Raw genomic sequence first — 25374 nt, 5'->3', positions numbered from 1 at the left:
ATTATTTGGTAATGCATTTATAACATCACGTTTTGGACTGGATTGACAATATTTAAAATGCTGAAATAATAGCCGTACGAAATCGGATGTCACTGATTCAGGATATTAATCCTAATTAATAGTATTGGTCTAAAACCTTATTTTAAAGCACAGGGAAATAAACATGAAAATTAAAACTAGCAATGCATTAATCGCTGCTATTGCAAGCGTATTTATTGCACAATCAGCATTTGCTGCTGATGGAACTATTACCATTAACGGTCAAATTACAGATACGACTTGTGGTGTCTCTGTCAACAACGGCACTAAAGATGGGACCGTTAACTTACCGACTATTTCTGCAAGCGCACTGAGTTCAGTCAACTCCGTTGCGGGTACCACTCCTTTCAATATCTCGTTGTCTGGTTGTACTGGGGCGACACTGAATAACGCTTATGCTTACTTCGAACCAGGTGCTTTTGTTGAGACCAGCACTGGCCGGTTGAACAACAATAGCGGTACAGCAACTGGTGTTCAGGTTCGTTTGTTAGACAAAAGCAGCACAGCAATCATGGTAGGCGGCGCTAGCCAGGGCGGCGTGGTGGAAGATATTTCCACTGGTGATGCAACATTGGGCTACTACGCACAATATTATGCGAATAGTGGCACTGTTGGTGCTGGTACCGTTGTAACACAAGTCGACTATACTATTGTTTACGATTAATCAAAGCGTGTGATATAGCGTAGCTGGTGGCAAGTGATTGTTATAGCTAATGTTATCTGTTGCCAAATGGGAGCTTAATGCTCCCTGTTTCATTCGCTCTATAATTGGAAACTCTTATGCGCAAAACATACTTTATAGCCTTTGCTTTTGTCACATTACTGGTTGCAGCAACGGTTACCCGTGCTGAAGTAATGATCACGGGTACGCGTGTTATTTATGACGAGAAGCAGCGTGAAGGTGTGGTTAAGGTTTCCAATACCGGTAATATGCCGGTTCTTCTTCAAGCCTGGATTGATAACGGTGATGCGAATGCGCGTCCTGATACCATCAAGGTGCCTTTTAGTGTTACGCCACCAGTAGTGCGTCTGGATCCTAAACGGGATCAGACTATTCGCCTGTTCCGTACTGGCAGCGGCTTAGCAACCGATCGTGAAACGCTTTTTTGGTTTAATTTGCTAGAGATTCCGCCTAAACCCACTAAAGGTGCCACGGGGGAAGATAATAAATTGCAATTGGCTTTTCGTACCCGAATAAAAATGTTCTATCGCCCAGCAGAATTAACGATGCCGATAGAACAGGCTATTACGAATCTGACCTTTTCTAAAAAGGGCAATCAACTGGTTATAAAAAATGCATCACCGTATTATATAACCTTTAGAAAATTGGAGTTACGGGCATCAAAAGAGAGCCCGGCGGTGGCGAACTTGAGCAAAATAAATAATAAGATGATTGCACCTTTTGCTGAGCTTAGCTTACCGGTTAGCGCTAACGGACCAATAAATAATACTACACAAGTTTTTTATTCTGTTATCAATGATCAGGGTGGCGAGACGCAGGGTGTTCAAAAGTTGGCGCAATAAAAACATAAATATAATTAATTAGTCTTTCTCTGCATCCACCGGGTGCATATTTATTAAATGGCCTCGATATAATGTTTAATTATTACATGTATTATCAAAAAAACGAGCGCCCGAAATATTTGTCGGCATTCTCCCTTGTTATTTTTAGCTTGGGCGGCATGCTATTTAATTTACCCGCCTGTGCTGAAGACCCTGAACATGTTGAGTTCAGTGATTCTTTCCTCCGTTTTTCTGTTGATGCCAGCCGCTATAGTGAGGGCAATCCCGTTGCTCCAGGTGAGCGTAGTATTGATATCTATTTGAATGAGCAATGGATCGGGCGTCAGGCGATACGCTTTGAGTTGCCGTCGCCAGAATCTAAAGTGGCTCTTCCGTGTTTTGACTTAAAGTTGTTTGATGAACTCGGAATTGATACCACTAAGCTCACGCCTGATGTACTGAAACAACTGGAAACTGCCAGTGTTTGCTCGTCATTGAGTACTCTGCTGGACGGTGGGAATGCCATTTTTGATGAGAATACCCAGCGGTTGGATATTCAGATCCCACAGGCTTCCTTAATCCGTCAGGCGCGTGGCTATGTTAATCCCAAATATTGGGATGACGGTGTGACGGCGGCAACGCTGAAATATGATTACACCGGTTATCGCAGTAATCAGAGTGATGCCAGCAGCCAGACTTATCAATATCTCGGGCTGCTAGGCGGATTCAACTGGCAAAGTTGGAGTTTATACTATCGTAGCGCATTAAATCGAAGTGACAGTCAGGGATTTGATTATCAAAATCTGGCCACCTACGCGGAGCGTGCGGTGCCATCGTTATATAGCAAAATGACGATTGGTGACTCCAATACTGATGGTCAGGTATTCGACAGTCTCAGCTATCGTGGCATTGAATTAAGCTCGGATGATCGTATGTTCGCTGACTCTCAGCGTGGTTATGCACCCGTAGTGCGCGGCATCGCCCGTACTAACGCCCGTGTCGTGGTGCGTCAACAAGGCCAATCTATTTATGAAACCACGGTGCCACCGGGGCCTTTTACCATCGACGATCTCTACCCTACAGGTCAGGGCGGCAATCTGATTGTCACTATTACTGAAGCTGATGGTAGCGAGCAGTCGTTTACCGTGCCATTTGCATCAATTGCCGAGCTATTGCGGCCGGGAACCACGCGCTATTCTTTAATGGCCGGTGAGTATCGTGATAATTCAATGGCGGAAAAACCGGCTCTCTTGATGGGAACCTTGCGCCATGGCTTATCCAATTTAATCACCGGTAACGGTGGAGTGGTTGCAGCCGAAGGGTATCTATCGGCCTCTGCCGGGCTGGCGTTTAATACCCCCGTAGGCGCGGTGGCATTTAGTTTGACACAAGCACAAACCAGGTTACCCGGTGAGAGTGATCAGAACGGTCAGAGTATGGGCATTACCTATGCGAACTTATTACCGGAAACCAATACCAGCCTGACCATCGCCAGTTACCACTATTCCAGTGACGGTTTTTATACGCCGTCAGAAGCGATGCGCATGCGTGACTATTTGCAACATGGCGAAGTTAATAACACTATTTTCAATTCAAGCCTGCCAGATGGTAATACTCGCTACGATGACAGTTTTAAGTATCGTCGCCGCAATCAGGCGCAAATCAGTATTACTCAAGGTTTGCCAGAGGGTTATGGTTCGTTTTATGCCAATGCGAATGCGCAGGATTATTGGGGCGGGCAGCGTCGCGATATGAATTTCCAACTCGGTTATAATAATAGTTATAAGTCACTGAGTTATAACCTAGCTCTTAATCGGCTGCGCAATATGTCCAGTGGGGATTGGGATAATCAACTGAGCGTCTCTTTCTCCATTCCGTTGGGCAGCAAACGGGGTTCACCGCGGTTGAGTACCAGTTACACCAACACTCGTGACAGCAGTTCAGTTCAAACCGGGGTTTCAGGTTCTGCTGGCGACGATAATCAATTTAACTATGGTGTTTCAGCGGCGAATAACCGTACTGACGTGAACGGTAACTACAACACTGTAGGCGTGACGGGCAGTTGGCTGGCGCCTAAAACGACTATTGGTGGCAGTTATTCGAAAAGTAATGATTACGAGCAGGCCAGTGTCAATATGTCTGGTGGCATCGTCGCCTACGGTGGTGGTGTGGTTTTTGCCTCCTATCTGGGCGATACGGTAGGGATTGTTGAGGCCCCGGATGCTGCCGGAGCCCGTGTGGCCAACTATTCGGGGATGCGTCTCGATAGCAGTGGCCGGGCGGTGGTGCCTTACTTAAGCCCTTACCGACAAAATGATGTAGAACTGGATCCAAAAGGCTTATCGTCGGATGTGGAATTTAAAACTACCAGTCAACGGGTTGCCCCTACTGCCGGTGCGGTGGCACTGGTGAAGTTTGAGACCTCCAGTGGCTATTCGATGTTATTGACCGGACATCGGGCGGATAACACACCACTGCCGTTTGGTGCCGAGGTGAAAGATGCCACTGGTGCCAGTGTAGGCTATATCGCTCAGGGCGGGCAAGCCATGGTGCGGGTGAACCAGCAAGATGGACATCTGCGCGTGATATGGGGTGAGGGCGTTGGTGATAGTTGCGGCTTTGATTATAAATTACCCAGCGGCGCATTGGTTAAGGGTGAATTCCGGCAGTTAGAGGTGATATGCAAATGAGTTCTTATCGGAATATAGCGCAATATTACATGGACAGGTTCTGTGGTGCAGCCAGTGATTCGATAGCGCGCGGCTGCCGTCAACTAAAACAACTTTTACTGTGGTTACTGGTGATGAGTAGTTTAGCGATCAGCCATAATGCTAATGCATTGGGCTCTGCCATGGATTGTGACTATAGCGGTACTTACTATATTTATGGCCCGACAACCACACTGCGAGTTCCGCCCAACACCGCGGTTGGTTCGCCGATTGGTTCATGGATAAGCTTCCCCGCAGGGGGCTGGGTGTGCAAGATATTATCCACCTCAATGAATGACAGTATTAAGGCTGGGGCAGGGCTGTTCTCGCCGTACAGCATCGACCGGACAATCAACATTGATGGCAATAGTCACAGTGTATTTTCTTATACCGGTAAAGCTGGCTTAGGCTATGCACTGCGTTTTCGCGTGACCGGCGCAGGTTTCAGCAGCGACTGGAAGCCGATGAATGGCTTTAGCGCGGCAAATATAGTTTATTCCTCACCGCTGTTAGGCCCTATTCCTTACAACAATGGGGCTAATTTTAACTTGAACGTAGAACTACAAATCAAGTTTGTTAAGATTGCCACGACATTAACCAGTGGATGGGTTGCCGCTTTTGACCCTGCTTATGCCTATAACTATCGCACCTATAACAATGGCGCCAGTAGTTATCTTGAATCAACCCGCTACCGATTATTTGATTTTGCGCCAAATTCCCTGAATATCCAGTTAATGACACAGACCTGCACCACACCGGATGTGATTGTCAATTTACCGGATGTCGCCAGCAATAAATTTACTGGGATTGGCAATATTGAAGGGTTAAGATCATTTAATCTCAATTTTAATAACTGCCCTGGTGGATTGGCGGGTATTAATTATACGTTTGGCGCGGCAACTAATGTGCTGAATGCGGCAAATGGTGTGGTAGCGTTGAATAGCGGATCTACTGCCAGAGGCGTGGGGGTATTATTGCGTAGCCAGACAAATACACCTATCGTGTTGAATACCGAATACACCTTGAGCGGCTATAATTCAGCGAGCACGCAGAGCTACACCGTGCCGATGAACGCCGGGCTTTATCCAACTGAAAGCACCGTGCAAAGTGGTTCCGTCAACGGCGCATTTACTTTTACGTTGATCTATAAATGAAAACGCTATCGTACTGGCTCATGCTGTATATCCGCAGGTTCACGCATCGGTATCACGTGTTTGCGGCGGTGACCCTTGCCTCCTTCTTGCTCAGTACCACAGCGCAGGCGGGTATTGCTATTGGTCTGACCCGAGTGGTGGTTACTGGAGATGATAAATCAGGCAGCGTGCAGATCCTCAATAAGGGCAATCGCCCAGCTTTACTGCAACTGTGGGTTGATAACAATATTGCTGAAATGGATAAATCAATTGAGCAGATAAAGGTACCGTTTGTTGTTGATACTCCAGTGTTCCGCCTTGATCCCCAAACCAATAAATCTGTTCGCATTTACTATACCGGTACTGCCGGTCAACTGCCGTCTGATCGCGAATCGATGTTTTGGCTGAATGTATTAGAAGTGCCACCGAAAACCGCTTCACCGCAGGCTGCCGACAATGAAGTGCAAATTGCCTTCCGTTCGCGCATCAAACTGTTCTATCGCCCGGCGGGTATTCCTGCCAGTTCAGAGGGGGTGCTTAACCAACTCTCTTTCAGATGGGTTCCAGAGGGCAGTGGCGGGGTTTTTCGTGTCACCAATCCGACGCCATTTAATGTGACATTCCAGACTGTGGAGATTGCGCAAAGTAAAAGTGCCGCGAGAACCCCGGTTAAGTTGGGGAATGACGATATGGTCGCGCCGAAAAGTAGCATCGATGGTGGGCTAGTCGGTAATCAAATTCCGGCTAAGAATATGACGGTATTCTTCTCAATTATTGATGATTTTGGCTCGACAGTGGAAGGTCAACAGCCACTACAATAACCCGCGTTGTTACTCCTTACTGCTGCGGCGAGACTAACGATAGCCCGCAAACAGGCAAACAACGTGGTCATAAGAAAAATCCTACAAATCAAACGGATACAATTCATTCCTGCTTTGCTTTTCCTATTGGTCTCTCCGGCCACAAGTGATACCTTTCTATTATCACGATGATAAACAGGCGTTTCGCACAGAATTTCAGCAGCGATTTATCATTTTGCAACAACTTGCCACAAGGAAAATGCCGTGACTCAAGGAAACCGTATCGCGCAGGAACTGGCGTTTAGCACCAGTGATAATGTTCCGTTATTCTACCGTTGTTGGGTTGGCCTGTTCGGTACAAGATGCTGATGAGTTTGTCCGTTTCGCCGCCGTTAACTGACCTGTTCTTAGCGCGTTAAATCCTGAAAAAGCAGGCGGTGTCGCCTGCTTTTTTTGGCGTAAAATTTAGATAGTGGGTTCCTGATTACCTAACTGTGTGACCACCAGTTCCACCTGTTGTTGCTGCAACAGTGCGGCCAGTTGTGACGGGGGGGAAACATTGGTAAACAGCGCTGTAGCTTTGGCAACATTACCAATTTCGACGGCGGCGGAGGCGTGGAACTTGGTATGATCGGCTGCCAATAAGATGTGGCGGGAGTGTGCCATCATCGCTTTCACCACTGTCGCCTCATTAACATCAAACTCCAGCAGGCTGCCGTCGCTATCAATTGCCCCCATGCTGGTAATCAGATAGTCGGCGCGGAAACCTTCAACGAAAGAGACCGCACTGGGGCCAATAATGCCACCATTGTTTGGTCGTAGCGTACCGCCTGGCACCATCACTTCAAAATCGGTATTTTTATATAAAATGTGTGCCACCCTCAGGCTATTAGTAATAATCCGCAGGTGGCTGTGATTTATCAATGCGCGGGCGATATGTTCAACAGTGGTACCAATAGTGATAAACACCGTTGAACGATCGGGAATGTAATCAGCAATCGCCTCAGCAATGGCCATTTTCTCTTTAGTATATGAAAGCTCTCGCTGTTCAAACGCGGTATTCACGACGCTAGACGCTCGCCCGGCCCCACCGTGATGACGGGTAATCAGCCCTTGTTCGCTAAGCTTACGGATATCGCGACGCACGGTTTGAGTCGAAACATCCAGCAATTGTGCCAATTCATCAATATTCATATAGCCACGACTGGCGATCAGTTGAATCAGTTGATCGTGGCGCGGGTTACCGGTTAGTTCGGTCAGACTCATGCTTTGCTCTCTCTCATTCATCATACTATTGTTTATTTTATACAAAATGCGTCAGGAAAGAGTCAGTTTGATCACAATCAGGTATTCCGGCCCGCCCACCGGGGCGGGTACATTTTAATGCCGCCACGGCATTAGCATAGCGCACTGCCGCAGTAATTGTGTGTTGTCGGCCCAGCGTTACCGCTAATGCACCATGAAAAACATCCCCCGCACCGGTAGTATCGACCACGGCTACCTCAAATCCCGCTTGATGTTGCTGTTCGCCGTTCTCCAGCCAATAACAACCTTTTTTACCTCGGGTGACATACACCTGTCCGTTTGTGTCACTGGCGGCTAATAAGAGCGCAGCATCAGTGTCATTTTTGCCCGTCATTCGCTGTAAACCCGGCTCGGAGAAGACCGCGTGGTCCGCAAGAGCGACCAACGGGCGGATATCTTGCGGCGTGACATCGGCATCAAGTAGGGTGGTGATACCGGTTTGGCGGGCCAGTGTAAATGCGGTTAGCGCCCCCTGATGCCAACGGACATCCGCCAACACGACATCATAGTGGCTGAAATCTATCCCCGTCAGCCATTGGGCATCTTCTGGCAGGTCAGGACTGGGATGGTTAATGATGATGCGCTCCCCATGACGGTCGACTAAGATCGCCGACTGCGATGAACGGGCATTGGCGTAGCGGCGGCTAAGGGCGGTATTTACCCCATAGTGTTCCAGCTCATCGAGCAGAGTATTGCCCGTGGCATCATCACCTACCCGGCCAATAAAATCGACTTGCGCGCCCAGTCGAGCCGCCGCTACCGCTGCTGTTGCCGCCGGGCCTCCACCAATCTCACGATAATCATCCGCCACATATTTACCGCCGCTATCGGGCAGTTTTGTCAGGTAATAGAGGCGGTCCTGCACCGCAATTCCTACACATGCAATCCGGGTCATGGTTTCAGTTCCTTGGTTAGCCAAAAAAGGGCTGTTGATCACGATGTGACCATTTTAATTCGTTCAAATGTTAAAAGAGTGACGGATGTCAATTTTTTGACCATAAATTACAAATACGATCAAAAACAGACAAAATATTCCAATCAAGTGACGAAAAATGACATCAGGTGACAGGAGAGAATAATGGCACAGGTAGCATTCATCGGGTTAGGGCAAATGGGATCGCCCATGGCGCGTAACCTCATTAAACACGGGCATCAATTGCATGTTTTCGATACCAACCCCGGCGCGGTAGCGGCGTTGGCTGCGCGGGGTGCCACGCCATGTGGTAACGCAGGGCAGGCCGCCGAAGGAGCAGAGTTTGTTATCACCATGCTCCCTAACGGAGAACTGGTGCATGACGTGCTGTTCGGTAACGACGGCGTTTGTAGCCGCTTGTCACCAGAAGCACTGGTGATTGATATGTCCACTATCCATCCGTTACAGACTGACCGTTTGGCGCAACAGATGCAGGCCAAAGGGTATGGCTTTATGGATGCGCCGGTGGGGCGTACCTCTGACCATGCACAGGTCGGCACCTTATTGATACTGGCGGGGGGAACGCAAGCACAGGTTGAGCGGGCAACGCCATTACTGATGGCAATGGGATCTGAACTTATCAATGCGGGCGGGCCGGGGATGGGGATCCGCGTGAAGCTTATCAACAACTACATGAGTATTGCGCTCAATGCGTTGTCGGCGGAGGCCGCCGTACTATGCGAAGCACTGGGACTGTCTTTCGATGTCGCACTGCAAGTGATGAGTGGCACTCCGGCGGGTAAAGGGCATTTCACTACCACGTGGCCAAATAAGGTGCTGAAGGGGGATTTAACGCCAGCGTTCATGATTGATTTAGCACATAAAGATTTAGGTATCGCTCTTGATGTGGCTAACCAATTGCACGTCACCATGCCGATGGGGGCTGCTTCCCGCGAGGTTTACAGTCAGGCCAGAGCCTGCGGGCGCGGGCGCCAGGATTGGAGTGCCATTTTACAACAGGTTCGCAGTCAGTCTGGTCTGCCAACAACCGAATGATTTCCGATTAATTGATGGTTTTTAAAGCGGCTGTTATCAGCACGCAGAGGGAGAGAAAATGTCTTATGTATCCGGTAATACCTTAATTCAACACGCATGGCAGCATGGCTATGCCATCGGCGCTTTTAGTGCCCACAATGCTGAAACAATCCGCGCGATCTTGCTGGCTGCCGAAGAGGAGCAGGCGCCCATCATGCTGCAAATTGGGCAGAAAGTGATTAGCGTCATGGGGTTAAAACCCATGAAAGAGATGGTTGATGCCTTTATGCATGACATTACGGTACCGGTCTGTATCCATCTGGATCACAGCCGTAGTTTTGAGCAGACCATGGCGGCAGTTCAGGCCGGTTTCCAGTCGGTGATGTTCGATGGCTCTCACCTGCCATTCGATGAAAATGTGCGTATTACCCGCGCGGTGGCAGATGTCGCTCATGCCTTGAATATCGGCGTTGAGGGTGAAATTGGTAAAATCGGTGGTACTGAAGATGATATCTCAGTTGACGAAAAAGATGCCCTGATCACCGGTTGCGATGAAGCGCTACAGTTCGCCGAACTGACCACCGTTGATTATCTGGCGGTATCGATTGGTACCGCTCACGGGATGTATAAGCAAGAGCCGAAACTGGCATTTAAGCGCCTGCAAGAAATCCGCGAAATCGTCAAGAAACCTATCGTATTGCATGGCGGCTCTGGGGTGCCGGATGAGCAAATTCGCCGCGCGATTACCTTGGGGGTTGCCAAGGTCAATGTCGATACCGAACTGCGTCAGGCCTTTACCCAAGGGGTTAGCGAAGTATTGAATCAATCACCAGAGGAGTATGTCTTGGCGGTTTCGCTGGGCCACGGGCGTGATGTGATGAAACAAAAAGTGATTGAAAAAATCCGCTTGTTTGGCAGCCAGGGGAAAGCCGCTGCTTTTGCTGGCTAATCCTTTCTATCTATCGTACGGCATGGTGTTTTGCACTTGAACGGGCAGGCGACCAAAGCCGTACGAAATACGAGGTTGAGTGTATGACGACAATTCAACGCCAGCAATTTGGCGAGCATCAGGGGCAGGAAGTTTCGCTGTTTACACTAACTAACCGCAATGGTATGCGGCTCTGCGTGACCGACTACGGTTGTATCATCACCCAACTTTGGGCGCCAGACCGCCACGGGCAACTGGAGGATGTGGTGATGGGGTTTGATGATTTGACCTCCTATCAGGCCGGTCATCCGTTCTTTGGTGCCATTGCCGGTCGCTGTGCCAATCGCATTGCGGGTGGGCGCTTTAACATTGACGGGCAAGAGTATCTGCTGGCAACCAATGAACTGCCGACCGGGCAGCATTTGCACGGTGGCCTGCGCGGCTTTGATAAGTATGTCTGGCAGGCGCAGGAAGAGGGCGATGGTCTTATTTTTAGCCGCACGTCGCCCGATGGCGAAGAGGGATATCCGGGGAATTTACAGGTGCGCCACCGTATCGGCCTGACGGATGACAATGTTATGACCTTCAGTTTCGAGGCGCAGACCGATAAGGCGACTATCGTCAATCTGGTGAATCACAGCCATTACAATCTGCGTGGTCACACTCATTTAATCCACGACCAACAACTGAAAATTGACGCTGACTTTATCACGCCAGTGGATGAAAGCAGCATGCTACCGACCGGCGAGATTGTCCGTGTTGCAGGCACTGCATTTGACTTTCGTAATGCCCGCCGCTTGGGTGATGCGATGCAACAGCGGCCAGCGCAGGATTTTGACATCAACTATGTGCTGAAAAAAAACGATTTATCGCAGAAAAATAGCACCACTCTGCAACCGGCGGCCACGCTGATTTGCCCACATTCAGGTCGGGTGATGGCGGTTCATACCACCCTGCCAGGTATTCAGTTTTATAACGCATTCAAGCTTTCTAACAAGGTATGGAATGGCAAAGCAGGGCATCGCTATCAGGCATTTTCAGGAATATGTCTGGAGACACAGGCCTTCCCTGACAGCATTCATCAGGGGCACTTCCCCGATGTCATTCTGCGACCAAATCAAAATTATTCTAGCTACACCGAACACCGTTTCAGTGTTGTCGCTTGAGCTGCGCCAACCGATAAGTCATTAAATTCACTGGAAGCAATATGATGAATAAAAAAGCAAAAGTGGGCGTGTTGGCCTTGGGCCGTAGTACTTTTGATGTGCCGTATGCGCAGGAAATGCTGGCGCAGGCGTGGAATACCCTGAGAGCAATGGATATCGAGTTGATTGGGGAACCGGCATTACAGTTTGATGCCGAGTCTGCGTTACAAGCGTTGCCCGCGCTGAAGCAGGCCAATCTTGATTTACTGCTAATTTTACAGGTGACGTTTACCGATGCTTCGCTGACCTGTGAAGTGGTGCGTGACTTCCCGGTCCCAACAGCTATGTGGTCCTTCCCGGAGGCTCGTACCGGTGGTCGTTTACGGCTCAACTCCTTCTGCGGGGTTAATTTGGCCTGCCATGCATTGAGCCGCGAAAATATCAAGGTCCAGACTGTTCATGGACTGCCGGATGATGCCCATGTGGTCAGCGAGCTACAACAATTGGCGCAGGCTGCCGCGATCGTCAATCGCTTTAAGTGCGCCAAAGTGATGGTAATAGGCGAACATCCACTGGGGTTCGATGCTTGTAACTACAACCAACAACAACTGACACAACACTTTGGTGTCAGCGTTGATCGCCAACCCGTGTTGGAATTTATCGATGAAGTAAAAGCGCTACCGGACAGTGCCGCCGATGCACCCTATCAGCGCCGCGCTAAAGATTTCCCGAATTTGGCGGAAATGGACCAAAGTGCGACCTGTAAAACGCTGAAAGTCTACTCAGCGTTGCGTGAGAAAGCGCAACAGCAGGGTTACTCCGGTATTGCGGTGCGCTGCTGGCCAGACTTCTTTACCGATTATGGGTGCGCTGCCTGTGGCGCATTGGCGCTGATGAATGAAGACCTCGTTCCATGTGGCTGCGAGGCTGACATGTTCGGTGTGCTCTCGTCATTAATGGCGCAGTGGGCCTCTGGTAGTGCCGCGTTCAATACCGACTTGGTCGATATCGACCCGGTGAGCAACAGTGTGGTGTTCTGGCATTGTGGTCAGGCACCGATTGAAATGGCTGATCGCGACGGGCCGGTGCAAGCCACCATCCACTCCAACCGCAAGTTACCCCTGCTATCCGAGTTTGCCCTTAAACCAGGCCGCATCACCCTATGCCGTATTACGCAGGGTGAAGGCAAGTTGCGTCTGATGCTGGCAGGCGGCGAGATGATCAAAGCTCCGCTGGCATTCTCTGGCACTGCCGGGACGGCAAAACTGGATATCGATGCTGATAGCTATCGTCAACGGCTACTGGATGCCGGAATGGAACATCATACCTCGCTGGTCTATGGCGAGCATCGCCCGCTGCTGCGCAAGGTGGCTCGTTTACTCAACCTTGAGGTGATTGAGCTGACCTGATAGGGCAACCATTCTGATAATAGGGGTTCTGACGAATGTTAAGAACCCTAACTAAATCAACAGTATTTATACTTTTTGGGGATTTTTATTATGACTTATCAAGCGGGCAACCTGTCGGGAGTGGTATTGGTTGAGCACGATGGCGGTTTCACTCTTTCATTCCAACAACGTTTGTTACTGCAACACAGCGCACAAACACCGTGCCTGTGGATTGGCCGGGGTAAAGCGGACATCGATATGTTCCGTGGCAATTTCAGTATCAAAGATTGCTTGAGTGAAAAACTGGCATTGACCGATGCGGTTATCACCCCACAACAGCAGGGGTGGGAGATTCAATTTAGCCGGGGAGAGGTAGCCCAAGCCACATTACATATTACCTACGACGCGGCCGGGCGGTTGGAGATGTCCCTGCGCAATGGTGATAAAGAGAATAACCGAATGTGGCTACGGCTCGCCGCGCAATCGGAGGACCATATCTACGGCTGTGGTGAACAGTTCTCCTATTTCGATCTCCGTGGCAAGCCATTCCCACTGTGGACCAGCGAGCAGGGGGTGGGGCGCAATAAGCAAAGTTATGTTACCTGGCAGGCCGACTGTAAAGAGAACGCGGGCGGTGACTATTACTGGACCTTCTACCCGCAGCCCACTTTTGTTAGCAGCCAAAAATACTACTGTCACGTTGATAACAGTTGCTATATGAATTTCGATTTTTCAGCCCCTGACTATCACGAACTGGCGATTTGGCAAGACGTAGCGGTGCTACGGTTTGAGTGTGCTGACAGCTATATCGGTCTGTTGGAGCAATTGACCGCATTATTGGGCCGCCAGCCTGAGTTACCGGATTGGGTATATGACGGCGTGATCCTGGGGATTCAGGGCGGGACCGAGGTGTGCCAGCAAAAGCTGGAGGTGATGCGTGAGCATGGGGTGAAAGTCAGCGGTATTTGGGCGCAGGACTGGGAGGGCCGTCGCATAACATCTTTTGGTAAACGCCTGATGTGGAACTGGCGCTGGGACAGCGACCTCTATCCTGAGCTGGATAAACGGATTGTGCAATGGAAGAAAGAAGGTGTGCGCTTCCTCGGCTATATCAATCCCTATGTGGCGATTGAAAAAGAGCTGTATGCCGAAGCGGCAGAGAAGGGCTATCTGACCAAAGACTACAGCGGCAATGACTACCAGGTGGAGTTTGGTGAGTTCTATGCCGGGGTGGTTGATCTGACCAAACCGGCGGCCTACGACTGGTATAAGGAAGTGATTAAAAAGAATCTGATCGCGTTTGGCCTTGATGGCTGGATGGCCGACTTTGGCGAATACTTGCCGACCGACACCGTGATGGACAATGGTGTCGATGCTGAAATCATGCATAACGCCTGGCCCGCGCTGTGGGCTAAATGTAACTACGACGCCCTGGCCGAAACCGGCAAATTAGGCGAAATATTGTTCTTTATGCGGGCCGGTTATACCGGTAGCCAAAAATACTCGGTGATGATGTGGGCTGGTGACCAGAACGTGGATTGGAGTCTGGATGATGGGTTGGCATCTGTTATACCTGCGGCGTTATCACTGGCAATGACCGGTCATGGTTTGCATCACAGCGATATTGGTGGTTACACCACGTTATTTGAGATGAAACGCAGTAAAGAGTTGTTGATGCGCTGGTGTGAATTCTGCGCCTTTACCCCACTGATGCGTACTCATGAAGGTAACCGCCCGGATGATAACTGGCAGTTTGATAGCGATGTCGAGACTATCCGTCAGTTTGCCCGGATGACCCAAGTCTTTACCACGCTGAAGCCGTATATCAAACAAGCCGTGGCGCTTAACTCACAATCTGGCTTGCCGGTAATGCGCCCACTGTTCCTGCATTACGAGAATGATGCTCACACCTATGGCCTGAAATACCAGTATCTGTTTGGCCGTGATCTGTTAGTTGCACCGGTATATGAAGAGGGGCGCACCGATTGGTCACTCTATTTGCCATCAGACAACTGGATCAATCTGTGGACCGGTGAATCACACTGTGGCGGGGCTGATGTAACTGTCGCGGCACCAATGGGACAACCGCCGGTGTTCTACCGGGCGGGCAGTGAATGGGCTGAATTGTTTGCATCATTACGGGCGTTATAACACAGGCAGAGGCCCGCGGGTGGCGGGCCTCTCAGGAGAGTGACATGAGTGAAATACATCAAGATCCAGTAAAATTGACACTGCCGCTGCGCGAGAAATTCTCCTACGGGATTGGCGATGTGGGTTCAAACCTACTGTTGTGTGTGGGTACATTGTACTTGCTTAAGTTTTATACGGATGTGTTGGAAATCCCCGCCGCTTGGGGAGGATTAATCTTTCTAATCTCGCGTTTCTTTACTGCATTCACCGATATTGGTACCGGTGTCATGCTGGATAACCGCCGCAATATCGGGCCAAAGGGTAAGTTCCGCCCCTTTATCCTCTATGCATCGATGCCGGTGGCCTTGCTGGTGGTGGCTAACTTTATTGGTACCTCATTTAGTATTACCGGTAAAACCATCACGGCCACGTTGATCTTTATGAGCTTTGGCCTGTTCTTTAGCATGATGAACTGCTCATACGGTGCAATGGTTCCCGCCATGACCAAAAACCCACAAGAGCGAGCTCAGCTTGCCGCATGGCGTCAGGGGGGGGCAACCGTCGGACTACTATTGTGTACCGTCGGTTTTGTGCCCATCTTGTCGCTATTTGAAGGGCAGGCGCAGACCGGTTATCTGGTGGCTGCATCCATCTTCGCTTTTGTCGGCATGCTGTGCATGTGGTGGTGTTATTCCGGCGTTAAAGAACGTTATGTCGAACTGCCAAAGCCGGGAGCAGCCAAACCTGGTCTGTTGCAATCATTCAAAGCCATTACTGGCAATAAGCCGTTGTTTGTCCTCTGTATTGCTAATCTGTGCACCTTGGCTGGTTTCAATATAAAACTAGCGATTCAGATCTATTACACCCAATACGTACTCAACGATGTCACGTTACTGTCATATATGGGGTTCTTCAGTATGGGGTGCATCTTACTGGGGGTGCTGCTGGTACCGACGGTGGTGAAACGCTTTGGTAAGAAAAACGTCTATTTGGGTGGGCTGAGCTTGTGGATCTTGGGGGATGCCATGAACTACATGTGGGGCAGCACCTCGACTTTATTTGTCCTGTTCTCTTGTCTGGCTTTCTTCGGCACGGCTTTTGTGAACAGCCTGAACTGGGCGCTGGTTTCTGACACGGTGGAATATGGTGAGTGGAAAACCGGCGTGCGCTCAGAGGGGACGGTATACACCGGTTTCACCTTCTTCCGTAAGATTTCCCAAGGGTTAGCAGGCTTCTTCCCCGGTGTCATGCTGGCGTATATCGGCTATGTGCCTAACGTGGCACAGGGAGAAAGAACGCTGGAGGGGCTAACGCAACTTATCTTCTTGTACCCATGCGGGTTGGCGATACTTACCGCACTGACTATGGGGTTGTTCTACCATCTGACCGAGAAAAATTACATCAAGATTGTCACCGAGCTGGAAGAGCGCAAACGCGATGTCAGTCCGGCAATCTAGCCTTGATCTGTTTAATCAGATGAATTAACACCACCAAAACCCTACAACCCGCTTATGGCAGGATCCGGTGCGAGTGAGATTTAACCGGAGGTAAGCGGGTTAAAAAATAAAAAGGACCTGTCAGATGCCGAATTCAACTTACCAGGATCCCGTAACACTTCGATTACCGCTGCGGGAAAAAATAGCTTATGGAATGGGCGATTTTGGTTCTAACCTGATGCTGTGCATCGGGACACTTTATTTACTGAAGTTTTATACCGATATTCTGGGGCTCCCGGCTATTTACGGTGGCGTGATTTTTTTGATTGCCAAGTTCTTTACCGCCTTTACCGATATGTTTACCGGCGTACTATTAGATTCTCGCCGTCACATTGGTGTGAAAGGGAAGTTCCGGCCATTTATTCTGTATGCCTCATTACCTGTGGCATTGCTGGCTGTCGCGAACTTTCTCAATACCGGTTTTAGTCTAAATATCAAAACGGTATTGGCAACAGTGCTGTTTATGTTATTCGGTTTATTCTACAGTTTGATGAATTGCTCTTATGGTGCGATGGTCCCGGCAATGACCAAAAACCCAAATGAGCGCGCGCACCTGGCAGCCTGGCGACAGGGTGGGGCGACGGTAGGGCTATTACTGTGCACGGTAGCTTTTATGCCAATTCAACTGCTGTTTACGTCCTCACCTGAGATAGGCTATCTGGTTGCAGCGCTAATATTTGTCACGTTCGGCCTGGTCTGCATGTGGTGGTGTTATTCCGGTGTCAAAGAACGCTATGTGGAACCGGTATCGGTACACCATAAACCGGGTATTTTTAAATCATTTTGCGCCATCTTTAAGAACCCGCCGCTATTAGTGTTATGTATTGCCAATTTGTGCACGTTGGCAGCATTCAATATCAAACTGGCGATTCAGGTTTATTACACTCAGTACGTATTGCAGGATATTCATTTACTGTCCTATATGGGCTTTTTCAGTATGGGCTGTATTTTGATTGGTGTATTGCTGGTCCCCACGGCGGTGAAGTATTTCGGCAAGAAAACCGTCTACCTTAGTGGCTTAATGTTATGGGGCATGGGGGATGTACTGAATTATATCTGGGGCACCAGTTCGGTCAGCTTTGTTGCATTCTCCTGTATGGCCTTTTTCGGTACTGCATTTGTCAACAGCCTGAACTGGGCATTAGTCTCCGATACGGTGGATTATGGTGAATGGAAAACAGGGATTCGCGCAGAAGGGTCGGTGTATACCGGCTATACCTTCTCACGAAAAATTTCTGCCGCACTGGCTGGATTTCTGCCCGGTATCATGCTCACTCAGATTGGTTATATTCCCAATGTTGCCCAATCGACATCAGTATTGGAGGGGTTGCGCCAATTGATTTTTATTTACCCTTGCACTCTGGCAATGATTGCAGCCATAACCATGGGGCTATTTTATAAGCTCAATGAGCAGCGCTTTGTTAAAATTATTGCTGAATTGAATTTACGTAAAATGGCTACGTCGGGGTGATTTCTATTTTTAGTGGTAATAAGAAATGCTATTAAATATAGAGTGATGTGACGTTAAAAACTGGCATGTTGTTATTTTGATTGTGTTATTCCTCTACCGGTTATTTATGGCAGAGGAATAGCCATGATAACTATTTGTCATTTTTCATGATGTAAGAAAAATAATAAACCTTCATTTATTGTTATCAATAGGGATTTGTCATGAATAAATATAATTCAATTATCTTGATTACCTCGTTGGTTTGCTCTGCCAGTGCCTTTGCCGGTCGAGCTTATGTTGAAACCCGTGAAGCATATAATACGGCCTCTGAGCTGCATGAAGTTATCCTGCGCGGTGGGTATAACTTTGATAATGGTTCCGGCCTGATGTTAACGAATGCTTATAACACAGGGAAAATGGATCAATTCAAACATAGCTATAACGAACTGGAGGGTTGGTATCCATTATTTCGCCCGACAGATAAATTCACTATTTCCCCTGGCGGCTTAGTGAACTCCAATAGCTCAGGTTCGGGTGGTTCCGTCTATATGGATTTTAACTACAAATTCTTACCGGTATTTAATTTGACTGCGCGCTATCGTTATAATCACAATAACTATGAATCAAAAGATCTCAATGGTCATTATGCTCACAATGACAGCCATGAGTTTGCTACTTATTGGAATTTCAAACTGACTGATGCGTTGTCATATACTTTTGAACCTCATTACTTTGTGCGCGTCAATGATTTTCACGGTAAAAATGGCAAAAGTTCTCACTGGGAAATAACCAATAAATTCAGTTATAAAATTGACACTCACTGGATGCCCTATTTTGAATTGCAATGGTTGGATCGTTGGAATGAATACAACAGCGAGCAATATCGTTTCCGCTTAGGGTTACGTTACACCTTCTGATCGATAATGAGATTGTTATCACAAAAAAAGACGGCACATTGATGCGCCGTCTTATTCTATCAATACCCGTCATACTTCAAGCTGCATGTGTGCTGGCTGCGCTCGTTACTCGGTCCATCCTTGGGCCTCGCCTCTGCGAGGCCGCTGCAAGCAGCGTACAAATCTGCTCCCGACCGATTTGTATCTCGCTTGTCGCCTTCCTGCAACTTGAATTATTTAGGGTATATTCTGACAACTGAAAAGGTTAGCGGTCTTTCTTCTTACCAAAAATCCTCAGTAACGCGCCAACGGCACAACCAATAACCACACCCAATATGACCCATTCAGTAAATGACATAATCAGACCTTTTGATTTGTTTGGTCTGATTATATAAATTATTCCTCACTTGTCCATGTCAGGCCACCTCTGTCCTTACAGCTTTGCCAGCATCTCGCGGGTGACTAATACAATGCCACTCTCTGAACGATAGAAACGACGGGCATCTTCATCTGCATTTTCGCCAATCACCATCCCCTCGGGGATAGTACTGGCACGATCGATTACACAACGGTGTAGACGACAAGAGCGGCCCACATTGACGTCGGGTAGCAATACGCAAGAATCAATATTGCAGAAGGAGTTGACCCGCACTCGGGAAAATAGCACTGAGTTGACCACCACTGAACCGGAGATAAAGCAACCGCCGGAAACTAAGGTGTTCATGGTCATCCCGTGACTGCCAGAACGATCCTGAACAAATTTCGCCGGTGGTAAGGGCTCGGCATAGGTACGTATTGGCCAATGAGGGTCATACATATCCAGCTCGGGTGTGATAGCTGCTTGATCGAGGTTAGCCTGCCAGTAGGCATCCAATGTTCCTACATCACGCCAATAATCAGGGGCATCGGGTGACGTTGAGACACAAGACAGTGAGAATGGATGCGCCCAGACATGACCTTGTTCAGTAATCTTCGGCAAAATATCTTTGCCAAAATCATGGCTACTGCCTTTATCTGCGTGATCGCTTTCCAGTAAATTGAACAGGAACTCAGCATTAAAGACATAAATTCCCATACTGGCCAGGCTGCGCTCAGGTTTGCCGGGTAACGTTGGCGGATCCTCCGGTTTTTCCCAAAACATTTTTACTTGTAGATCTTCAGACACTTCCATTACACCGAAGGCACTCGCTTCCTCTTTGGGCACTTCAATACAGGCTACGGTGCAGGCAGCGCCGCTTTCCACGTGATCTAACAGCATGCGGGAGTAGTCCATTTTATATATATGGTCCCCGGCGAGGATCACGACATATTCAGAACGATAACGGCGGATAATATCCAGGTTCTGGAAGACGGCATCAGCGGTGCCGGTATACCAGTGCTCTTGTCCTTGGCGCTGTTGTGCAGGTAACAAATCAACAAACTCGTTCATCTCTTCACTGAGAAACGACCAACCATGCTGAATATGTTGCACCAAGGTATGAGATTGATACTGCGTTATCACGCCGATTCGGCGAATACCTGAATTGAGGCAGTTAGAGAGTGCGAAGTCGATAATGCGGTATTTTCCGCCAAAGTGAACTGCGGGTTTCGCGCGAACGGACGTAAGATCTTTAAGGCGTGAGCCACGGCCTCCTGCAAGAATCAGTGCTACGGCTTTGTTTGGAAGTTGTCTGGCCGACATGACTCTGTCGATATCGCCTGTTTTCCGCATGTCAGACTCCTTATGATGTGTATGTATAGCTGCCGGATTACGGGCTATATTCTCCAATCCTAATGTGCCAAATGCTTTTATGCGCTTAATGCTTTTCGGACAATAGCCGGAATGATAAAGCGGATTTGTACCCTCCCTCCTTTCAATATAAATATTGTTAATGACATAATCGGCTAATTATCGTTCTAACACTGAGAAGCGAATCAAGTTTAGCGCCAATTGACATAATTTTTTGCGCTATAGCACTTATTAGCACTCCTACTGCTTATTGCTTTCGCACATTGTGGGGGCGTCGATCGTCGACCATACTCGTTGAGGCAAAAGTATTCGTAGTTTTAATAAGGATATAAAATTATGACAGTAACAGTAGATAGTCTGCGATTATCCGCACTGGTCTTGATGCTAAGTAGCAGCGCGATTAGTGCCGCACCGGTTGCTATCCCGCCTACCGGTTACACATTGGAGCGCGTGGTTATTTTGAGCCGCCATGGTGTCCGCTCGCCGACCAAACAAACACAGTTAATGAATGATGTAACCCCCGACAAGTGGCCGCAATGGCCGGTCGCCGCAGGATACTTAACCCCCCGAGGTGCACAATTAGTAACATTGATGGGCGGATTCTATGGCGATTACTTCCGTAGCAAAGGGTTACTCGCGCCAGGGTGCCCAACTGATACGGCTATCTATGCGCAGGCCGATATTGATCAACGAACGCGTTTAACCGGGCAGGCATTTCTTGATGGAATAGCACCGGGGTGCGGCCTGAAAGTACATTATCAGGCTGATTTGAAAAAAGTGGATCCGCTATTTCACCCGGTCGATGCGGGGGTGTGTAAGTTAGATTCGACACAGACCCATCAGGCTGTTGAGGAGCGACTGGGTGCGCCATTAAGTGAACTGAGCCAGCGCTATGCTAAACCCTTTGCCCAGATGGGCGAGGTATTGAACTTTGCAGCATCGCCTTACTGTAAATCACTACAACAGCAAGGAAAAACCTGTGATTTTGCCCAATTTGCAGCGAATGAAATCACGGTGAATAATACCGGGACAAAAGTCTCGCTCAGTGGACCATTGGCGCTATCATCAACCTTGGGTGAGATCTTCCTGCTACAGAATTCACAAGCGATGCCCGATGTTGCCTGGCATCGGTTAACGGGAGAAGAAAATTGGATCTCGTTATTATCGTTGCATAATGCGCAATTTGATTTAATGGCCAAAACACCTTATATCGCTCGTCATAAGGGCACTCCATTATTGCAACAGATCGAGACCGCACTCGTCCTTCAGCGCGATGCTCAGGGACAAACACTGCCGTTATCACCACAAACCAAAGTTCTTTTCCTTGGTGGGCATGATACGAATATTGCCAATATTGGCGGAATGTTGGGTGCCAATTGGCAACTACCACAGCAACCCGATAATACACCGCCCGGTGGAGGGTTAGTCTTTGAGCTATGGCAGAACCCAGATAATCATCAACGCTATGTCGCGGTGAAAATGTTCTATCAAACCATGGAGCAATTACGAAATGCTGAGAAACTAGATTTGAAAAACAATCCGGCAGGTAGGATTCCTGTTGCGATTGAAGGTTGTGAAAACAGCGGAGAGGACAAACTTTGTCAGCTTGAGACCTTCCAAAAGAAAGTGGCTCAGGCGATTGAACCGGCTTGTCATATTTAAATAACGCTGATCCGACGGGCGGCCATTAACACCCGCCGGATATATTATTGGGAGTTGATGATAATAAGTGTTGGCTAGGATTCCACTCTCTATTGTTATAGTTTATGGCTATCATGGTTGTGTTGTTAAATGCCATAATTATATAAATAGCAAGGTTATATAAAAATGATGGGGCGACCTTTTAATACAGGTGCCCCAGCATATTAGTGCCACTGCTAATAAATTAGCTTTTCAATTTTTGCCAAGAAAGTCGCATGTCTAAATCTATTCATTATATGCACTCACGACTATTAGCCTAGTCTGACTAAATCGAAAGGCACATAACGTTCACCTGTTTGCTGCAATTCAACCACTCTTTCCCGTTCGGCCTGTACTGGGGCCAGCCCGTCGGCATGGATAGCTTTTGCCACGTCAATCTCACCGGTTTGTGCGACCATTACACGTTTTCCCGGGATAATTTGGTTTCTGTTTCTGTCATAGACCTTAACCATATTAACCTCCAATCGCTATCTGATCAGATTCCATGATTATAAGCTATATAATAAAACTGCTATCTAAAATCACAAACAGAGCAATAATATACCCTATATGGATTGTGCTCGATGAGGCTAATCTATTTACCTCAAGTAAAACCATTGCGGAGTTGGCTTACATAACGTGAGGAATTATATTTATTTTTTATCGAGGATCAAACTTAACAATGATTTTTTTTGCTAATTTACTCGCGATATAACCGGTGCGGTTTGGCAATGATATTTTTAATCACTAATCCGCCGAGTTGGCGGATTAGTGGAATCTCTGTATGGATTATATTAGTGCTTTCTGTGTCAATGATTCCAGTATCTTTAACGGGGATTGCTCAGGGTGTTTCATGCCGGTAACCGGCAATAGGAAAGTTTGTTCTAACATATATTGCCCACCCATTGCGGCATGGGGGGTTTGATCAGAAAAACAGATCCAACTGCTGCCCGATGGGAAATCAATCGCTTGTTGTGAGCCATTCTTCTGATAATCCAAATCGGACTTCATTTTGTCGTGTAACTGAAGCATCAAATGGTCGTAATGGCTGCGACGGCGTTTAGTGATACCCACTTTATTTTGTAGCCAACTACTGATAGGGGAGTAGTCATCCAGTTGCGGTAAATAACGGCTGGCCAACTGGGTGAAATTTTCGCCAACACGCCATGACCGGGGTTCACCCTGAGGGTTGATATTGGTGAAGATACGGATGATACGTTCACCATAATTGGGGCGTGAAGGGAATGCATCAACATGTAGGCGGCTATCGTCTTTACGCCATGATGTGTTATCACGCCAGGCCGCAACCGGGTGTAAACGTAAACTATTGGTTGGGCTGTGCAGGGCAGATTTATACTCTGGCAATAGTTGATTAATTAAATTTAAGCAACGTTGGTAATAGCGTTCAAGTAACTGACGGGTTAAGGTAATTTTGCTTTCATCAATAACACCCGTTAGCGTGCCTTCCACTGGCTTGAAGCTGATATTTTTACGCTTAGCATCAACCAATGCAGGGTTGAGCAGTTGTTTCTCCTGTTCACTTAGTGCAAAGGCCAGATGAGGTAAAAATAGCACTTTACCTTGTTCTAGAGCCTCAATAGCGCGGGCATTTTCTGTTTCACTCTGATCCCAACTGCTGTTGGGGAGTGTTAGAATCAATGACTCCGGCACCTGGCTTAGGGTTTCACTGCTCATCAACTATCCATTTTTTGATATCTATCTAATGGTAGGAAGCATAACTCTTTATTATAAATAAAGTGAGCCTGGAGGCACATATTTTAGATTTTTGTGCCCCTGATTGGCTGCATTAATGGGGGTAATCGCCGCATAATAGGGGATGATTTTACGATTGAGGTATGAATTTCGGCGTGTTCAGACCAATGGTCAGTGATGGCATCTAATTGCTCCAATGACTGAAGGTATAGACGGCTAATAAAGCAATCGTCACCGGTTACTTTGTCACACTCAACACATTCTGGTGTCTCCTGGATCATCTTTGCAACGCTATGCAGCATTCCCGTCAAGGGCTTGACCCGGACAATGGCTTGCAAGTTATAACCGAAAGCTCGCGGGTCTAAGTCTAGAGTGTAACTGCGGATGATATTACGTTCTTCAAGACGCCGCAGACGTTCGGATGTACTCGGAGAGGAGAGGTCCACTTGTTGTGACAGATCTTTTAGAGATATCCGAGAATTTTCCGCTAAAATAGCAATCAGTTGTTCATCAATTTTATCCATACCTATTAGCCTCTTTTTATTAGGAGCATTAACCTTATTATAGGCAACATTTTAGCGTATTAACGATATCTGCCTAACAAAACTAATGAGTATGCTGGATAAAAAGGCTACTTTGATATAACGATTAAAGCCCCATACGGGGCATAAGTGTTATGAATACGGGTATTTACTGCCCAATAACTGACGAACTGGCTAACGAGGAGGTGACGTTTGGTTCATTAAACCGTGAGGGCTTTTTTTGTAAATAAGCCAAATCATAGACATCATAAAAATCTATTTCGCCTTTATTATTAATAATATGCTTAAAGCGAAGTTTAAAGTCATCACTGATATTCTTGTTATTTAATATTTCATCAATTGCTTGTGTTGATAACGCACGACTAAAGAACCACTCTCCGTTGTAGCAAACGCGTAAGTCAAGAATGCCAATATCCTCAAACTTAAATACAGGTTTGATTTCCATCATAAGGATGGCTGACATCAGGACAAAGAAAGCGGTAAATGCAATCATGTAGCCTGTGCCAAAGTATGGCGTTAAGTACATCAAAACTAAGACGAAAAAATATGACACTAGCATTGCCAGGCAAAGGTAGGGATGTTTGTAGACAAAATCGCTGTTAAATTTTAACCGGCCATCTCTTTTTTCTTTTTGATTTATTCTTGCGATGTCGTCAATTAATATTTTTTTAATTATGTCCATAATTATGACCTTGTGATTAATGACTCATAAAAATTAAACCATAATGGTTTGTTATAGATTAACATAGAAGATCAAATCTAAAGTATATCAGTTCAATAAATTAGTTAGCTAAACTGTTATAGGCTGATAAGGGATAATAGTGATGTATATTATTTACTC

General features: G+C 47.6%; 21 protein-coding genes. 14 read left to right on the top strand and 7 right to left on the bottom strand.

Translation table 11 applies throughout. The features are described 5' to 3' along the window. Nucleotides 1–163: 163 nt before the first annotated feature. The 5 genes from V1955_RS13595 to V1955_RS13575 all read left to right on the top strand — a co-directional run bounded on the left by V1955_RS13595 (nucleotide 164) and on the right by V1955_RS13575 (nucleotide 6204). A complete protein-coding gene (locus tag V1955_RS13595) occupies nucleotides 164–703 on the top strand; it encodes a fimbrial protein (RefSeq protein WP_083159201.1) in 540 nt (179 codons plus the stop codon). Nucleotides 704–819: 116 nt separating this feature from the next. Beyond that, nucleotides 820–1563 (top strand): fimbrial biogenesis chaperone, encoded by a 744-nt coding sequence (locus tag V1955_RS13590; protein WP_083159200.1) that lies wholly within the window; start codon nucleotides 820–822, stop codon nucleotides 1561–1563. Nucleotides 1564–1649: 86 nt separating this feature from the next. Next, nucleotides 1650–4232, top strand: coding sequence for a fimbria/pilus outer membrane usher protein (locus tag V1955_RS13585; RefSeq protein ID WP_442821038.1), 2583 nt, complete (start codon nucleotides 1650–1652; stop codon nucleotides 4230–4232). Next, nucleotides 4229–5404, top strand: coding sequence for a fimbrial protein (locus tag V1955_RS13580; protein ID WP_442821037.1), 1176 nt, complete (start codon nucleotides 4229–4231; stop codon nucleotides 5402–5404). Before V1955_RS13585 ends, V1955_RS13580 begins: the two co-directional genes overlap by 4 nt. Then, a complete protein-coding gene (locus V1955_RS13575) occupies nucleotides 5401–6204 on the top strand; it encodes a fimbrial biogenesis chaperone (RefSeq protein WP_442821036.1) in 804 nt (267 codons plus the stop codon). The genes V1955_RS13580 and V1955_RS13575 overlap by 4 nt, the downstream gene beginning before the upstream one ends. Nucleotides 6205–6648: 444 nt before the next feature. Here the strand turns inward: V1955_RS13575 and V1955_RS13570 are convergent, their stop codons facing one another. After that, nucleotides 6649–7449: a DeoR/GlpR family DNA-binding transcription regulator gene (locus V1955_RS13570; protein ID WP_083159197.1), complete on the bottom strand. Its 801-nt coding sequence runs from the start codon at nucleotides 7447–7449 to the stop codon at nucleotides 6649–6651. Between the two features lie 37 nt (nucleotides 7450–7486). Further along, the gene (locus V1955_RS13565; RefSeq protein WP_372569003.1) at nucleotides 7487–8383 is read right to left on the bottom strand and encodes a sugar kinase; all 897 of its coding nucleotides are present in this window, start codon (nucleotides 8381–8383) and stop codon (nucleotides 7487–7489) included. A gap of 183 nt (nucleotides 8384–8566) precedes the next feature. On the opposite strand from V1955_RS13565, the gene yihU reads away from it, so the two are divergent. From yihU to ompL, 8 genes are all read left to right on the top strand, one after another. Next, nucleotides 8567–9457, top strand: coding sequence for a sulfolactaldehyde 3-reductase (gene yihU, locus V1955_RS13560; protein WP_442821035.1), 891 nt, complete (start codon nucleotides 8567–8569; stop codon nucleotides 9455–9457). Between the two features lie 58 nt (nucleotides 9458–9515). Beyond that, a complete protein-coding gene (locus V1955_RS13555; protein WP_083159194.1) occupies nucleotides 9516–10385 on the top strand; it encodes a class II fructose-bisphosphate aldolase in 870 nt (289 codons plus the stop codon). Nucleotides 10386–10468: 83 nt separating this feature from the next. Beyond that, entirely contained in the window at nucleotides 10469–11530 is a 1062-nt protein-coding gene (locus tag V1955_RS13550) for an aldose epimerase family protein (protein WP_442821034.1), read from the top strand. A 41-nt stretch (nucleotides 11531–11571) separates the two neighbouring features. Beyond that, nucleotides 11572–12918: an L-fucose/L-arabinose isomerase family protein gene (locus tag V1955_RS13545; RefSeq protein WP_227746540.1), complete on the top strand. Its 1347-nt coding sequence runs from the start codon at nucleotides 11572–11574 to the stop codon at nucleotides 12916–12918. A gap of 90 nt (nucleotides 12919–13008) precedes the next feature. Continuing rightward, nucleotides 13009–15048: an alpha-glucosidase gene (locus V1955_RS13540; protein ID WP_442821033.1), complete on the top strand. Its 2040-nt coding sequence runs from the start codon at nucleotides 13009–13011 to the stop codon at nucleotides 15046–15048. A 44-nt stretch (nucleotides 15049–15092) separates the two neighbouring features. Continuing rightward, nucleotides 15093–16484: an MFS transporter gene (locus V1955_RS13535; RefSeq protein WP_083159191.1), complete on the top strand. Its 1392-nt coding sequence runs from the start codon at nucleotides 15093–15095 to the stop codon at nucleotides 16482–16484. 124 nt (nucleotides 16485–16608) lie between these two features. Then, entirely contained in the window at nucleotides 16609–17994 is a 1386-nt protein-coding gene (locus V1955_RS13530; RefSeq protein ID WP_083159190.1) for an MFS transporter, read from the top strand. Nucleotides 17995–18194: 200 nt separating this feature from the next. Next, nucleotides 18195–18890 carry a porin OmpL gene (gene ompL / locus V1955_RS13525; RefSeq protein ID WP_083159189.1) on the top strand — a complete coding sequence of 232 codons (696 nt, stop codon included), beginning with the start codon at nucleotides 18195–18197 and terminating at the stop codon, nucleotides 18888–18890. 412 nt (nucleotides 18891–19302) lie between these two features. On the opposite strand, the gene glgC is transcribed toward ompL, so the two are convergent. Continuing rightward, nucleotides 19303–20580 carry a glucose-1-phosphate adenylyltransferase gene (gene glgC, locus V1955_RS13520; protein WP_083159188.1) on the bottom strand — a complete coding sequence of 426 codons (1278 nt, stop codon included), beginning with the start codon at nucleotides 20578–20580 and terminating at the stop codon, nucleotides 19303–19305. 354 nt (nucleotides 20581–20934) lie between these two features. Here glgC and V1955_RS13515 point away from each other — a divergent pair, with 354 nt between their 5' ends. Beyond that, a complete protein-coding gene (locus V1955_RS13515) occupies nucleotides 20935–22260 on the top strand; it encodes an AppA family phytase/histidine-type acid phosphatase (protein ID WP_442821032.1) in 1326 nt (441 codons plus the stop codon). 290 nt (nucleotides 22261–22550) lie between these two features. Here V1955_RS13515 and ydfZ read toward each other — a convergent pair whose 3' ends face one another. The 4 genes from ydfZ to V1955_RS13495 all read right to left on the bottom strand — a co-directional run bounded on the left by ydfZ (nucleotide 22551) and on the right by V1955_RS13495 (nucleotide 25215). Next, nucleotides 22551–22751, bottom strand: a complete 201-nt coding sequence (gene ydfZ, locus V1955_RS13510; protein ID WP_050084375.1) for a putative selenium delivery protein YdfZ — start codon at nucleotides 22749–22751, stop codon at nucleotides 22551–22553. A 316-nt stretch (nucleotides 22752–23067) separates the two neighbouring features. After that, complete coding sequence (locus tag V1955_RS13505) at nucleotides 23068–23973, bottom strand: Kdo hydroxylase family protein (protein WP_083159186.1); 906 nt, start codon at nucleotides 23971–23973, stop codon at nucleotides 23068–23070. Between the two features lie 83 nt (nucleotides 23974–24056). Further along, nucleotides 24057–24515 (bottom strand): Lrp/AsnC family transcriptional regulator, encoded by a 459-nt coding sequence (locus V1955_RS13500; RefSeq protein ID WP_083159185.1) that lies wholly within the window; start codon nucleotides 24513–24515, stop codon nucleotides 24057–24059. 166 nt (nucleotides 24516–24681) lie between these two features. Beyond that, nucleotides 24682–25215, bottom strand: a complete 534-nt coding sequence (locus tag V1955_RS13495) for a YlaC family protein (RefSeq protein ID WP_083159184.1) — start codon at nucleotides 25213–25215, stop codon at nucleotides 24682–24684. Nucleotides 25216–25374 lie beyond the last annotated feature (159 nt).

Origin of the sequence: Yersinia sp. 2545 StPb PI (genome assembly GCF_052217125.1) — a bacterium.
GTDB classification, from domain to species: Bacteria; Pseudomonadota; Gammaproteobacteria; order Enterobacterales; family Enterobacteriaceae; genus Yersinia; species Yersinia enterocolitica_E.
This window is presented reverse-complemented; position numbering and strand designations above follow the sequence as displayed.